Raw genomic sequence first — 15,007 nt, 5'->3', positions numbered from 1 at the left:
AGTCAGTTAAGCAACTGACTGGCTCTTTTTCGGGGCTGTGGGGTATTTCCAGGGCCTCTCCTTTACCACTCTCGGGAAGGCCCTTTCCCTTCTTGTCGGTAATTTCACTGGTTGTCCCATACTTGCAAGATCGCGCATCAGCTCCGGTATACGTCCCGGGGAAGCGTATGGCGTCCGTCATCGACGTCAGCAGATGGCAGACTTTTCCTTTGCGCGTCACGGTCAGCAGGCGGGCTGTCACCTCATTTCCCAGTCCCGGCCACTTTTTTCGTGCCTGCGGGCTGATGTTCAGCTTCACCAGATGATCGCCTTTACCCAGTTTTCTGATCTCTTCATATTGCGCTCCCTTTCTGAGAGGGATCATCCAGTGGCGGTGTTCTCCCGCCAGGCTCCAGGTATTTAACAGTCCTGGTGAGTAATAACCTTTATCCATTAACGTCAGAGTGTTATCGCCGGTTTGTTCTATAAGTTGCTCAGCAAGCTCATTTTCGCTGTTCTTCATCGTGCCGAAGGCTGCAGTCGTCAGCAGATGGCTGGTCAGTTCCATCTGGCAGACCATTTTGACCTGCGGGTAGAGCGCCGAGTTCCCGGCATGTGTCTGGCGGGGGAAGGCTGCATCGTTCTCTGGTGTATCCGGTGTGCGCCAGAACACACCATCGATGGCCAGCAGGGTCAGGCCGCACCAGTGCGGATGCGGCGTGGCGTTATGCCAGAGCTGCGCTGTTTTCGTGAACACGCGGCGGACAGCCTCAATTCCCAGACGCTGGCGGGTCTGAATAACGGCACTGGGGGCAACGAAGGGGCGATTGCCCGGCAGCATGATGTCCAGGCGATTCGCAATCTGGTGAAGAGGTTCTTTACGCTCAAGCGCCATGCCAACAATACACCAGACCATCATTTCGAGGGGAAGACGGCGCTTGTGTAGCGTTACAGTACCTGATTCGGCAAGGCAACGAGAGATGAGTTCGGGGGCGAGGTAATCCCCCAGAGAAGTCAGTGGGTTACGCAGAGAATCGTAACGGGATACCAAATCAAGGGCCTGTCCAATGAGCATAAAAAAATCCGGAAACGAGTGAGCGTTTCCGGATTCTTACACAGCCACTGGATCGGTCAACTGATCCTTAACTGACTGGCATTACCCCTTCTGGGGCCGTTTATGTTGCCAGACAGCGCTACTGATTAAGCGGATTTTTTCGCTTTTTTCTCAGCTTTAGCCGGAGCAGCTTCTTTCTTCGCTGCAGTTTCGCCTTCTACATAATCACGACCGTAGTAGGTATCCAGCAGAATCTGTTTCAGCTCGGAGATCAGCGGGTAACGCGGGTTAGCGCCGGTGCACTGGTCATCGAATGCATCTTCAGACAGTTTATCCACGTTCGCCAGGAAGTCTGCTTCCTGAACGCCAGCTTCACGGATAGATTTCGGAATACCCAGTTCAGCTTTCAGCGTTTCCAGCCATGCCAGCAGTTTCTCGATCTTAGCTGCAGTACGGTCGCCCGGTGCGCTCAGACCCAGGTGGTCAGCAATTTCAGCATAACGACGGCGAGCCTGCGGACGGTCATACTGGCTGAATGCAGTCTGCTTGGTCGGGTTGTCATTCGCGTTGTAGCGAATAACGTTACAAATCAGCAGGGCGTTTGCCAGACCGTGCGGAATATGGAACTGGGAACCCAGTTTGTGCGCCATTGAGTGACATACACCCAGGAAGGCGTTCGCAAACGCGATACCCGCGATAGTCGCTGCACTGTGAACACGTTCACGCGCTACCGGATTTTTAGACCCTTCGTGGTAGGACGCTGGCAGATATTCTTTCAGCAGTTTCAGTGCCTGCAGAGCCTGACCATCAGAGAACTCAGATGCCAGTACAGAAACATAAGCTTCCATGGCGTGAGTTACTGCGTCCAGACCACCGAAAGCACACAGGGACTTCGGCATGTCCATAACCAGGTTGGCGTCGACAATCGCCATATCCGGGGTCAGTGCATAGTCTGCCAGCGGATATTTCTGACCAGTAGTGTCGTCAGTTACAACCGCAAACGGAGTGACTTCAGAACCTGTACCAGAAGTGGTGGTGACAGCGATCATTTTCGCTTTCACACCCATTTTCGGGAACTTGTAGATACGTTTACGGATATCCATAAAGCGCAGCGCCAGTTCTTCGAAGTGAGTTTCCGGATGTTCGTACATAACCCACATGATCTTCGCAGCGTCCATCGGGGAACCTCCACCCAGCGCGATAATCACGTCTGGTTTGAAGGAGTTTGCCAGTTCTGCACCTTTACGAACGATGCTCAGGGTCGGGTCAGCTTCTACTTCGAAGAAGACTTCAGTTTCAACGCCTGCTGCTTTCAATACGGAAGTGATCTGATCAGCATAACCATTGTTGAACAGGAAGCGGTCAGTCACGATGAGCGCACGTTTGTGGCCATCAGTAATCACTTCATCCAGCGCGATTGGCAGGGAGCCACGGCGGAAGTAGATAGATTTCGGAAGTTTGTGCCACAACATGTTTTCAGCTCGCTTAGCAACGGTTTTCTTGTTGATCAGGTGTTTCGGACCAACGTTTTCAGAGATGGAGTTACCACCCCAGGAACCACAACCCAGAGTCAGGGAAGGTGCGAGTTTGAAGTTATACAGGTCACCGATACCACCCTGAGAAGCCGGGGTGTTAATCAGGATACGAGCCGTTTTCATTTTCTGACCGAAGTAAGAAACGCGAGCCGGTTGGTTATCCTGGTCAGTGTACAGGCAAGAGGTATGACCGATACCGCCCATAGCAACCAGTTTCTCTGCTTTTTCTACCGCGTCTTCGAAATCTTTAGCACGGTACATTGCCAGAGTCGGGGACAGTTTTTCATGTGCGAACGGTTCGCTTTCATCAACAACGGTCACTTCACCGATCAGAATCTTGGTGTTTTCTGGTACAGAGAAGCCTGCCAGTTCAGCAATTTTATAGGCTGGCTGACCAACGATAGCCGCGTTCAGCGCACCGTTTTTCAGGATAACGTCCTGAACAGCTTTCAGCTCTTTACCCTGCAACAGATAGCCGCCGTGGGTTGCGAAACGTTCACGTACTGCGTCATAAACAGAGTCAACAACAACAACAGACTGTTCAGAAGCACAGATTACACCGTTGTCGAAGGTTTTGGACATCAGTACAGATGCAACTGCACGTTTGATATCAGCAGTTTCATCGATAACAACCGGAGTGTTGCCCGCGCCTACGCCGATAGCTGGTTTACCGGAGCTGTATGCGGCTTTAACCATGCCCGGACCACCAGTCGCGAGGATCAGGTTGATGTCTGGGTGGTGCATCAGTGCGTTAGACAGCTCAACAGAAGGTTGATCGATCCAGCCGATCAGATCTTTCGGAGCACCGGCAGCGATAGCAGCCTGTAGAACGATATCAGCCGCTTTGTTGGTTGCATCTTTTGCACGCGGGTGCGGGGAGAAGATAATGGCGTTACGGGTCTTCAGGCTGATCAGCGATTTGAAGATAGCAGTTGAAGTCGGGTTAGTGGTCGGAACGATACCGCAAATAATACCGATGGGTTCAGCGATAGTGATGGTACCAAAAGTGTCGTCTTCAGACAGAACACCACAGGTTTTTTCATCTTTATAAGCGTTGTAGATATATTCAGAAGCAAAGTGGTTTTTGATCACTTTATCTTCGACGATACCCATGCCGGATTCGGCAACGGCCATTTTCGCGAGTGGGATTCGAGCATCTGCAGCAGCCAGAGCGGCGGCGCGGAAGATTTTGTCTACTTGCTCTTGAGTGAAACTGGCATATTCACGCTGGGCTTTTTTTACACGCTCTACGAGTGCGTTAAGTTCAGCGACATTAGTAACAGCCATAATGCTCTCCTGATAATGTTAAACTTTTTTAGTAAATCATCTGCTCGAATACGAGAGTATAGTCAGTGCGGTGATGATTTGCTTAACCGATGGAAATCAAAAGATTACTCGCGCTCACACTCACTGTGATTTACTAAAAGAGTTTAAACATTAGAGTTATTATCTCTAATGCGTCACTTCCAGGTGGCGTAAGCAAGATTACTCACTTCTGGGTACTGATTACGTGATCCAAATCAAATTTTTGCAAAGCTGACACCTTTCAGCATGGCTTTTCGCCATTATAGCTGACAGTTAATAAATTGTAGTATGATTTGTTGGCTACATTAGCATGTTTTGCACAACTAGATAACAATAACGAATGATAGCAATTTTAAGTAGTTAGGAGGTGAAAAATGCTGTCAAAAGGCGTATTGTCAGCGCGTCTTTTCAACCTTATTTATGGCTAACATTATCCGGCTTTTGCTTCGGAGCTAACCGTGATTCAGACCCTTTTTGATTTTCCCGTTTACTTCAAATTTTTCATCGGGTTATTTGCGCTGGTCAACCCGGTAGGGATTATTCCCGTCTTTATCAGCATGACCAGTTATCAGACAGCGGCAGCGCGAAACAAAACTAACCTTACAGCCAACCTGTCTGTGGCCATTATCTTGTGGATCTCGCTTTTTCTCGGCGACACGATTCTACAACTTTTTGGTATATCAATTGATTCATTCCGTATCGCCGGTGGCATCCTGGTGGTGACAATAGCGATGTCGATGATCAGCGGCAAGCTTGGTGAGGATAAACAGAACAAGCAAGAAAAATCAGAAACCGCGGTACGTGAAAGCATTGGTGTGGTGCCATTGGCGTTGCCGTTGATGGCGGGGCCAGGGGCGATCAGTTCTACCATCGTCTGGGGTACGCGTTATCACAGCATTAGCTATCTGTTTGGTTTCTTTGTGGCTATTGCATTGTTCGCTTTATGTTGCTGGGGATTGTTCCGCATGGCACCGTGGCTGGTACGAGTTTTACGCCAGACCGGCATCAACGTGATTACGCGTATTATGGGGCTATTGCTGATGGCATTGGGGATTGAATTTATCGTTACTGGTATTAAGGGGATTTTCCCCGGCCTGCTTAATTAATTCCTTTCAAATGAAACGGAGCTGTCATGCTCCGTTTACTTCGTCATTATTTTTACTTTGTTCCTGCGCAGTTATCAAAAGCAAAAGGAATAGGTAAAAATATTCTTCTCAAATTACAGTTAGTTATAAGGATTTCCTTAACTGCTTCTCCTCACCATCATGTTATTTTCGCCACATCATAATCCTGGGCTTGCTGAAGAATAATTGAAATGATATTAGTAATTCCACTGCCTTTGGTAGAGGAAAGTGCTAAATAATAATCAATTGTTAAATTATTGTGCATTTCACTACTGGAACTGTAATCAGAAAAGAGAGACATGCTTAACCAACCTCTATTTGATTGAATTGAAAGATGTTTGTTAAGGCATGGATGCAAGCTATAGATTCTGGTTCGGTCAATAAAAGAGAATTGCTTAACAATTTTGCAAAATGTATTGGCGAGTAAGAACCGCATTTGGTACTTTCCGGGCAACCGCCAGGCGATTCTTTATTGGTAATGAGAATAATTAACAATTAAAGATCGTCGCGAAAGAATAATGTGTCTCGACAGGGGAGACACAGTACGAATCGACATAAGGTGATCGTCTGAATCACCAGAATAAATAAAGTCGGTGATAGTAATACGTAACGATAAAGTAACCTGACAGCAGAAAGTCTCCGAGCCTGTGCAGGGTCCCAATCCGGGATTACACATGCTGGTTAATACCAGTAATTATAATGAGGGAGTCCAAAAAACAATGACCAACATCACCAAGAGAAGTTTAGTAGCAGCTGGCGTTTTGGCTGCGCTTATGGCAGGGAATGTCGCGCTGGCAGCTGATGTACCCGCAGGTGTCACACTGGCGGAAAAACAAACGCTGGTACGTAACAATGGTTCAGAAGTTCAGTCATTAGATCCGCACAAAATTGAAGGTGTTCCGGAGTCTAATATCAGCCGAGACCTGTTTGAAGGCTTACTGGTTAGCGATCTTGACGGCCATCCGGCACCTGGCGTCGCTGAATCCTGGGATAATAAAGACGCGAAAGTCTGGACCTTCCATTTGCGTAAAGATGCGAAATGGTCTGATGGCACGCCAGTCACAGCACAAGACTTTGTGTATAGCTGGCAACGTTCTGTTGATCCAAACACTGCTTCTCCGTATGCCAGTTATCTGCAATATGGGCATATCGCCGGTATTGATGAAATTCTTGAAGGGAAAAAACCGATTACCGATCTCGGCGTGAAAGCTATTGATGATCACACATTAGAAGTCACCTTAAGTGAACCTGTTCCGTACTTCTATAAATTACTTGTTCACCCATCAACTTCACCGGTGCCAAAAGCCGCTATCGAGAAATTCGGCGAAAAATGGACCCAGCCTGGTAATATCGTCACCAACGGTGCCTATACCTTAAAAGATTGGGTCGTAAACGAACGAATCGTTCTTGAACGCAGCCCGACCTACTGGAACAACGCGAAAACCGTTATTAACCAGGTAACCTATTTGCCTATTGCTTCTGAAGTTACCGATGTCAACCGCTACCGTAGTGGTGAAATCGACATGACTTATAACAACATGCCGATCGAATTGTTCCAGAAGCTGAAAAAAGAGATCCCGGACGAAGTTCACGTTGATCCATACCTGTGCACTTACTATTACGAAATTAACAACCAGAAACCGCCATTTAATGACGTGCGTGTGCGTACCGCACTGAAACTGGGTATGGACCGCGATATCATTGTTAATAAAGTGAAAGCGCAGGGCGACATGCCCGCCTATGGTTACACTCCACCATATACTGATGGCGCAAAATTGACTCAGCCGGAATGGTTTGGCTGGAGCCAGGAAAAACGTAACGAAGAAGCGAAAAAACTGCTGGCTGAAGCGGGTTATACCGCAGACAAACCGTTGACCATCAACCTGTTGTATAACACCTCCGATCTGCATAAAAAGCTGGCGATTGCTGCCTCTTCATTGTGGAAGAAAAACATTGGTGTAAACGTCAAACTGGTTAACCAGGAGTGGAAAACGTTCCTCGACACCCGTCACCAGGGCACTTTTGATGTGGCCCGTGCAGGCTGGTGTGCAGACTACAACGAACCAACTTCCTTCCTGAACACCATGCTGTCGAACAGCTCAATGAATACCGCGCATTATAAGAGCCCGGCCTTTGACAGCATTATGGCGGAAACGCTGAAAGTGACTGACGAGGCGCAGCGTACAGCTCTGTACACTAAAGCAGAACAACAGCTGGATAAGGATTCGGCCATTGTTCCTGTTTATTACTACGTGAATGCGCGTTTGGTGAAACCGTGGGTTGGTGGCTATACCGGCAAAGATCCGCTGGATAATATCTACACCCGGAATATGTACATTGTGAAGCACTAATGGCAATACGTGGGGCAGGAGTGTCCTGCTCCACGGTGTCTGATTTTTATCGCATTACAGAAGGCACAGGCCAGAAGGTAGGGCAATGTTAAAATTTATTCTACGTCGCTGTCTGGAAGCGATTCCGACGCTATTTATTCTTATTACTATTTCGTTCTTTATGATGCGCCTCGCGCCGGGCAGTCCTTTTACCGGCGAACGTACTTTACCACCGGAAGTGATGGCCAATATCGAAGCGAAATATCATCTTAATGATCCGATCATGACACAGTATTTCAGCTACCTGAAACAACTGGCGCATGGCGATTTCGGTCCATCGTTTAAGTATAAAGATTATTCGGTCAATGACCTGGTTGCATCCAGTTTTCCCGTTTCTGCCAAACTGGGAGCCGCAGCATTTTTTCTTGCGGTAATACTGGGTGTTAGTGCTGGCGTTATTGCCGCATTAAAGCAAAACACCAAATGGGACTATACCGTGATGGGGCTGGCAATGACCGGGGTTGTTATCCCCAGTTTTGTGGTTGCGCCATTATTAGTCATGATATTTGCGATCATTTTGCATTGGCTGCCGGGCGGTGGCTGGAATGGTGGAGCGCTTAAATTCATGATATTGCCAATGGTGGCGTTATCACTCGCCTATATCGCCAGTATTGCGCGTATTACCCGTGGCTCTATGATTGAGGTTTTACACTCCAACTTTATTCGTACTGCCCGGGCGAAAGGGTTACCTATGCGGCGGATCATTTTACGCCACGCATTAAAACCTGCTCTGTTACCCGTGCTCTCCTATATGGGGCCCGCATTTGTCGGCATTATTACCGGTTCGATGGTCATCGAAACCATTTATGGTTTACCGGGGATTGGGCAATTGTTCGTTAATGGCGCATTGAACCGTGACTATTCCTTAGTGTTAAGTCTGACCATTCTGGTTGGCGCGTTAACCATTTTGTTTAATGCCATTGTCGATGTGCTATATGCGGTTATCGACCCGAAAATCCGTTACTGATACTGGAGCTCGCGATGATGTTAAGTAAGAAAAACAGCGAGACGCTGGAAAATTTCAGTGAAAAGCTGGAGGTCGAAGGGCGCAGCTTGTGGCAGGACGCACGTCGACGTTTTATGCATAACCGTGCGGCGGTTGCCAGTCTGATAGTGCTGGTGCTGATCGCGTTATTTGTAATCTTGGCACCGATGCTTTCGCAGTTTGCCTATGACGATACTGACTGGGCGATGATGTCCAGCGCCCCGGATATGGAGTCCGGTCACTACTTTGGTACTGACTCATCCGGTCGCGACCTGCTTGTGCGCGTTGCGATTGGCGGGCGTATCTCACTCATGGTCGGTGTTGCTGCGGCACTGGTGGCAGTGGTCGTGGGGACACTTTATGGTTCGCTTTCCGGTTATCTGGGCGGTAAAGTGGATTCGGTAATGATGCGTCTGCTGGAAATCCTCAACTCCTTCCCATTCATGTTCTTCGTCATTTTGCTGGTGACCTTTTTCGGTCAAAACATCCTGCTGATTTTCGTGGCGATTGGCATGGTTTCCTGGCTGGATATGGCTCGTATTGTGCGTGGGCAAACCCTGAGTCTGAAGCGCAAAGAGTTTATTGAGGCGGCACAAGTTGGCGGTGTATCGACGCCGGGCATTGTTATTCGCCACATTGTGCCGAACGTACTCGGTGTGGTGGTGGTCTATGCGTCGCTTCTGGTGCCCAGCATGATCCTCTTTGAATCTTTCCTTAGCTTCCTGGGATTAGGTACGCAAGAGCCGTTAAGCAGCTGGGGTGCATTGCTGAGTGATGGCGCGAACTCGATGGAAGTCTCTCCATGGTTACTGTTGTTCCCTGCGGGATTCCTCGTGGTAACGCTGTTTTGTTTCAACTTTATCGGCGATGGCTTGCGTGATGCCCTCGACCCGAAAGATCGTTAAGGAGTGCAGCCATGAGCGTAATTGAAACTGCAACTGTGCCGCTCGCACAACAACAGGCTGACGCACTGCTGAACGTGAAAGATTTGCGTGTCACCTTTAGTACCCCGGATGGCGACGTCACGGCGGTCAATGATTTGAATTTTTCGCTACGTGCCGGAGAAACGCTGGGCATCGTAGGTGAGTCTGGTTCGGGCAAATCGCAAACCGCATTTGCGTTGATGGGCCTGTTGGCTGCCAACGGACGTATTGGCGGATCGGCAACCTTCAATGGGCGTGAAATCCTCAATTTGCCAGAGCGTGAACTCAATAAACTGCGAGCTGAACAAATCTCAATGATTTTTCAGGACCCAATGACTTCGTTGAATCCCTATATGCGCGTCGGTGAGCAGTTGATGGAAGTGCTGATGCTGCATAAGAATATGAGCAAAGCTGAGGCGTTTGAAGAATCGGTGCGGATGCTCGATGCGGTAAAAATGCCGGAAGCGCGTAAACGCATGAAAATGTACCCGCACGAATTTTCTGGCGGCATGCGTCAGCGAGTCATGATTGCGATGGCATTGCTATGTCGACCTAAGCTGCTGATTGCGGATGAACCCACTACTGCGCTGGACGTCACCGTACAGGCGCAGATCATGACGCTATTGAATGAACTGAAGCGGGAATTTAATACCGCCATCATTATGATTACCCACGATCTTGGCGTGGTGGCGGGGATCTGCGACAAAGTGCTGGTAATGTACGCCGGGCGCACGATGGAATATGGCAACGCGCGCGATGTCTTTTATCAACCCGTACATCCTTATTCTATCGGTTTGCTCAACGCGGTGCCGCGTCTCGATGCGGAAGGTGAAACAATGTTGACTATTCCGGGTAATCCGCCAAACCTGCTGCGATTACCGAAAGGTTGCCCGTTCCAGCCACGTTGTCCGCATGCGATGGAAATTTGTAGTAGCGCACCGCCGCTGGAAGAGTTTACGCCTGGCCGTCTGCGTGCTTGCTTTAAACCAGTGGAGGAACTGTTATGAATGCTGTAACCGAAGGAAGAAAAGTCCTCCTCGAAATCGCCGATCTGAAAGTGCACTTTGAAATCAAAGATGGCAAACAGTGGTTCTGGCAACCGCCGAAAACGCTCAAAGCCGTCGATGGTGTAACTCTTCGCCTGTATGAAGGGGAAACATTAGGTGTGGTAGGGGAATCGGGATGCGGGAAGTCCACCTTTGCTCGCGCCATCATTGGCTTGGTTAAAGCGACCGACGGTCATGTGGCCTGGTTAGGTAAAGAGTTGCTGGGCATGAAGCCCGATGAATGGCGTGCCGTACGCAGTGATATTCAGATGATTTTCCAGGATCCGTTGGCATCACTGAACCCGCGTATGACCATCGGCGAGATCATCGCTGAACCACTGCGTACTTATCATCCGAAAATGTCACGCCAGGAAGTTCGTGAGCGCGTGAAGGCGATGATGCTGAAAGTCGGTTTGTTGCCTAATCTGATTAACCGCTATCCGCATGAGTTCTCCGGTGGGCAGTGCCAGCGTATCGGGATTGCTCGTGCTCTTATTCTTGAACCGAAGCTGATTATCTGTGATGAGCCGGTGTCGGCGCTGGACGTGTCAATTCAGGCGCAGGTGGTCAACCTGCTCCAGCAGTTGCAACGTGAGATGGGATTGTCATTAATTTTTATCGCTCACGACCTGGCCGTGGTAAAACACATTTCCGATCGTGTGCTGGTGATGTATCTCGGCCATGCGGTAGAACTGGGGACCTATGATGAGGTCTACCACAATCCGCTACATCCTTACACCAGGGCATTGATGTCGGCAGTCCCCATACCTGATCCGGATCTGGAGAAGAACAAAACCATCCAGTTACTGGAAGGGGAATTACCGTCGCCGATCAACCCGCCTTCCGGTTGTGTTTTCCGTACCCGTTGTCCGATTGCCGGTCCGGAGTGCGCCAAAACACGTCCTGTGCTGGAAGGGAGTTTCAGACACGCCGTTTCTTGCCTGAAAGTCGATCCGCTTTAAAAGCAATAAGGGCTGACAGTTGTCAGCCCTTATTCACGCCAAAAGCGATTATTTATTCCCGCCAGATGATATGGCAAAGTTTGTGATCTTTTTCGCGGCATAACAGAATGCGCGCGAAAACATCGTTGATTTCACCATCTTCACTGTCCGCCAGACCAATCACCACTTCGGCAAAAAAGTCCGGGTTCAAATCGAAATCAACATGTTCCTGCCAGTCTTCCGCCGGATCGAATAACTCCGCGCCGCCGCGCTCTTCAAACTGAAGATTGAACAGCAGAACATCAGCTGGATCGAGATTGTCGGCAGCCAGTTCGAGAAAAATATCGTAGGCCTGCTCAAGCGTTTCATCTTCAGTCAGGCGATTGTTTAGATCCATATCCATAGTCACTACCTGTTTAACCTCTGTTGGCGACGTTTTACAGCAACGGGCTGAAGAAGTAAAACAGTCGCTCGGCGACACGTTGCCATAATGGACGTTTTAGCCATAAACGGGCATCGAGCAGACGAGAACGCGAAATATAATCGTCCTGAACGGCGGCGAGGTCTGCACCAAAACCTTTATCGTCGATTGCCAGGGTAATCTCGAAATTTAGCCACAGACTACGCATATCAAGGTTAACGGTGCCAACCAGACTTAGTTCACCATCGACCAGCACGCTCTTGGTATGCAGTAACCCGCCTTCAAACTGATAAATTTTAACCCCAGCAGCCAGCAGTTCTGTAAAGAATGCGCGACTGGCCCAGCCGACCAGCATCGAGTCATTTTTTCGCGGAAGGATAATACTGACATCCACCCCGCGCTGCGCCGCCGTGCAAATCGCATGAAGTAAATCATCGCTTGGCACAAAATAGGGCGTTGTCATGATCAAATATTCACGAGCCGAATAAGCAGCAGTCAATAATGCCTGGTGAATGAGATCTTCCGGAAAGCCGGGGCCAGAAGCAATTGTGTGAATGGTGTGACCGCTGGCCTGCTCAAACGGCATAATATTGACATCTGGTGGCGGCGGCAGAATACGTTTCCCGGTTTCAATCTCCCAGTCGCAGGAATAAATAATCCCCATCGCGGTGGCGATGGGGCCTTCCATACGCGCCATCAGATCAATCCATTGCCCTACGCCCGCATCTTGTTTGAAGTAGCGAGGGTCGACCATATTCATGCTGCCGGTGTACGCGATGTAATTATCGATCATGATCATCTTGCGATGTTGGCGCAGGTCCATACGGCGTAAAAACACACGCATCAGATTGACCTTTAAGGCTTCGACAACTTCAATACCGGCATTACGCATTAGCTCGGGCCACGGGCTGCGGAAAAAAGCCACACTCCCGGCGGAGTCGAGCATCAATCGGCAATGAATACCACGCCGTGCAGCGGCCATTAATGATTCAGCCACCTGGTCCGCCATGCCGCCGGGCTGCCAGATATAAAACACCATCTCAATATTATGGCGCGCGAGCTGGATGTCGCGGATTAACGCCTGCATCACATCATCTGACTCGGTCATCAGTTGTAGCTGATTCCCTTTGACCCCAGCGATCCCCTGACGACGCTCGCAAAGCTTGAATAATGGCGCAGCGACACTGCTATTTTCTTCGGCGAAGATATGCTTACAGGCTTTAAGGTCGTTAAGCCATTTTGCGGTGGAAGGCCACATCGCTCTGGCGCGCTCAGCGCGGCGTTTGCCTAAATGGAGCTCGCCAACGGCAAGATAGGCAATAATTCCGACTAACGGCAGAATGTAAATAATCAACAGCCAGGCCATCGCGGAGGGAACTGCGCGTCGTTTCATTAGAATGCGTAAAGTTACGCCTGCAATGAGCAACCAGTATCCCAGAATGGCCAACCAACTCACCAACGTATAAACGGTTGTCATAGATTAGAAATCCTTTTGAAAGCGCATTGTTATGAGTTTACGCATATGGATTCATCTGGCAAATAAAAACGCGGGAAAAGCACTGGTCAGCGTCAGGGGCGGGGGTATAATGACCATTCTGTTGTTGCATAGAGTAGTTAACATGAAGCGGAGTAGAACGGAAGTGGGGCGCTGGCGCATGCAGCGTCAGGCTAGCCGACGTAAATCGCGTTGGCTTGAGGGGCAGTCGCGCCGAAATATGCGTATCCACAGCATCAGGAAGTGCATTCTAAACAAACAGCGTAACTCGTTATTGTTTGCGATCTACAATATCTAAATGTACTGGGCACCATTGCGGTGCCCAATAAGTTTACTCTTCCGTCTTTAAACTCTATTTTTGCGCCGATTCTTTACTGTCAGCTTTCGTTTCTTGTTCATCGTTATCGCTGAAAATGCCATGACCGGAGTTCAACAACATTGAAACGAGCATATCATTATTAATCTCTTCACCATTTAAAACTCGCGCCAGAATTTCGCTGCCAAACAGTTGTGGTGAGAGGATGATATCCGGATGTACCATCTTAATCTTATTCAGGTTTTTGCTATCACTGACGGCGAGAACTGTTTTGACATCACTGCTCATATCTTTTGCCGAGAGTACAACAAACGCGTTATCTGCATCGTTATCACTCAGCGCCAGAATGGCCCGGCAACGATCGATTCCCGCTTTCTTTAACACTGAACTGTCATTACTGTCACCGGGGATAACATCGGCGTTATCGCCTAAGCGTTGCTCAAGTTGCTTGATATCATCTTCAGGCAAGTTGCTGATAACCGTTACGTTTTGTCCGCGTTGATTCAGTTGCAGAATCGTATTGATGGCGAGAATCGAATGTCCGCAAACAATAAAATGATCTTTACGATGCATTGTATGATTGTTTCCTTTTACAAGTTTGTTGAATCCCCCGCGGATAAGCGGACCAAAAATTGAGGTCATAGATGTGGCAAAAACGGTAATGCCGGAAATAATGACCGAAATAGTGAACAATCGTGCTGATTCAGAAACAGGGACAATATCGCCATAGCCGACGGTTGACATGGTTTCTATCGAAAAATAGAACGCGGTCATCAAACTTTCTATTCGCGGATTAAAACCTTCGCTTAAATAAAGCGCACCGTAAGTGGAGTAAAACAGTAACGTCGTGAAACTAATAAATGCGAAAATTGTCCCGGCTGCTGCGCTACTGTGGGAGAAGTCTTTGCGCAGTATCAGCAAAAACACCAGCGTAAAAATGCAAAATCCAATACTAAATTTCAGCCAGGGATAAAAATGCAGAGTGTAAATTAGCGCTATCAACAACAAAATGATACTGATTGCCCATGCGAGCTTTGCCCGGAACAGTAAGCCAATGGAGTTCAGGACAAGAAATACGCCGAGCATAAATAGTGGGGCGTTTGCCAGCAAGGAGAGATCCAGCTCTGAAAATGCTTTGATATGGAAAATATCAAGCAAATTGACCGACATACCATAGATTGTTTTAAAAATAAGCAATCCATTTAAAAAGACGGCCAGCGCGAGAATGTCGTGCCGTAGGGTCACCCATAACTTTGTTGCTGTTTGTTTGAATGTAGTCCAGTGACTCACTGATACCTCTGTAACCACAATTTTGTTTAATTATCTCAACGTGCACATTTTCTGAACATACATGCAGCGCGTGAATGTGTTAAACAATAGTAGATGACTTTATCCGCAGTAATCAAAGGTTTTGAGTGAGCAACTCTGCGTCAGGAAAGGGCATTTTCCTGAATATGTTCACATCATATAAAGAAATACAGATAAAGTTATTA

The 15,007-nt window shown here is 48.5% G+C and carries 12 protein-coding genes and 1 pseudogene; 8 read left to right on the top strand and 5 right to left on the bottom strand.

Annotation, left to right across the window (positions count from 1 at the left end; all coding sequences use genetic code 11):
- Nucleotides 1–6 precede the first annotated feature (6 nt).
- Nucleotides 7–1,054: pseudogene (locus HBM92_RS13220) on the bottom strand (IS4 family transposase).
- Nucleotides 1,055–1,179: 125 nt separating this feature from the next.
- Nucleotides 1,180–3,855: a bifunctional acetaldehyde-CoA/alcohol dehydrogenase gene (gene adhE / locus HBM92_RS13215; RefSeq protein WP_000301660.1), complete on the bottom strand. Its 2,676-nt coding sequence runs from the start codon at nucleotides 3,853–3,855 to the stop codon at nucleotides 1,180–1,182.
- Nucleotides 3,856–4,247: 392 nt separating this feature from the next.
- Here adhE and ychE (HBM92_RS25360) point away from each other — a divergent pair, with 392 nt between their 5' ends.
- From ychE (HBM92_RS25360) to oppF, 7 genes are all read left to right on the top strand, one after another.
- The gene (gene ychE / locus HBM92_RS25360; protein ID WP_211180492.1) at nucleotides 4,248–4,301 is read left to right on the top strand and encodes a protein YchT; all 54 of its coding nucleotides are present in this window, start codon (nucleotides 4,248–4,250) and stop codon (nucleotides 4,299–4,301) included.
- Nucleotides 4,302–4,331: 30 nt separating this feature from the next.
- The gene (ychE, locus tag HBM92_RS13210; protein WP_000616773.1) at nucleotides 4,332–4,979 is read left to right on the top strand and encodes an NAAT family transporter YchE; all 648 of its coding nucleotides are present in this window, start codon (nucleotides 4,332–4,334) and stop codon (nucleotides 4,977–4,979) included.
- A gap of 737 nt (nucleotides 4,980–5,716) precedes the next feature.
- Nucleotides 5,717–7,348, top strand: coding sequence for an oligopeptide ABC transporter substrate-binding protein OppA (oppA, locus tag HBM92_RS13200; protein ID WP_012601473.1), 1,632 nt, complete (start codon nucleotides 5,717–5,719; stop codon nucleotides 7,346–7,348).
- 85 nt (nucleotides 7,349–7,433) lie between these two features.
- Nucleotides 7,434–8,354, top strand: coding sequence for an oligopeptide ABC transporter permease OppB (gene oppB, locus HBM92_RS13195; protein ID WP_000911112.1), 921 nt, complete (start codon nucleotides 7,434–7,436; stop codon nucleotides 8,352–8,354).
- Nucleotides 8,355–8,368: 14 nt separating this feature from the next.
- Complete coding sequence (gene oppC / locus HBM92_RS13190; RefSeq protein WP_000979659.1) at nucleotides 8,369–9,277, top strand: oligopeptide ABC transporter permease OppC; 909 nt, start codon at nucleotides 8,369–8,371, stop codon at nucleotides 9,275–9,277.
- 11 nt (nucleotides 9,278–9,288) lie between these two features.
- Complete coding sequence (gene oppD / locus HBM92_RS13185; RefSeq protein ID WP_000110954.1) at nucleotides 9,289–10,302, top strand: murein tripeptide/oligopeptide ABC transporter ATP-binding protein OppD; 1,014 nt, start codon at nucleotides 9,289–9,291, stop codon at nucleotides 10,300–10,302.
- Nucleotides 10,299–11,303 carry a murein tripeptide/oligopeptide ABC transporter ATP-binding protein OppF gene (gene oppF / locus HBM92_RS13180; protein WP_000994905.1) on the top strand — a complete coding sequence of 335 codons (1,005 nt, stop codon included), beginning with the start codon at nucleotides 10,299–10,301 and terminating at the stop codon, nucleotides 11,301–11,303. The genes oppD and oppF overlap by 4 nt, the downstream gene beginning before the upstream one ends.
- Nucleotides 11,304–11,355: 52 nt before the next feature.
- Here oppF and HBM92_RS13175 read toward each other — a convergent pair whose 3' ends face one another.
- Nucleotides 11,356–11,685, bottom strand: a complete 330-nt coding sequence (locus HBM92_RS13175; RefSeq protein ID WP_000366959.1) for an HI1450 family dsDNA-mimic protein — start codon at nucleotides 11,683–11,685, stop codon at nucleotides 11,356–11,358.
- Nucleotides 11,686–11,719: 34 nt separating this feature from the next.
- Entirely contained in the window at nucleotides 11,720–13,180 is a 1,461-nt protein-coding gene (gene cls, locus HBM92_RS13170) for a cardiolipin synthase (protein ID WP_000214516.1), read from the bottom strand.
- 142 nt (nucleotides 13,181–13,322) lie between these two features.
- Here cls and HBM92_RS13165 point away from each other — a divergent pair, with 142 nt between their 5' ends.
- A complete protein-coding gene (locus HBM92_RS13165; RefSeq protein ID WP_001309467.1) occupies nucleotides 13,323–13,496 on the top strand; it encodes a YciY family protein in 174 nt (57 codons plus the stop codon).
- 54 nt (nucleotides 13,497–13,550) lie between these two features.
- Here the strand turns inward: HBM92_RS13165 and kch are convergent, their stop codons facing one another.
- On the bottom strand, nucleotides 13,551–14,804 hold the full coding sequence (gene kch, locus HBM92_RS13160) for a voltage-gated potassium channel protein (protein ID WP_001313775.1): 1,254 nt from the start codon (nucleotides 14,802–14,804) through the stop codon (nucleotides 13,551–13,553).
- Nucleotides 14,805–15,007 lie beyond the last annotated feature (203 nt).

The sequence above is a fragment of the Escherichia sp. E.sYA108 genome, from assembly GCF_011754335.1.
GTDB classification, from domain to species: Bacteria; Pseudomonadota; Gammaproteobacteria; order Enterobacterales; family Enterobacteriaceae; genus Escherichia; species Escherichia coli.
Note: the sequence above shows the minus strand (reverse complement) of the source record. Positions and strands in the feature narration are given on the sequence as shown.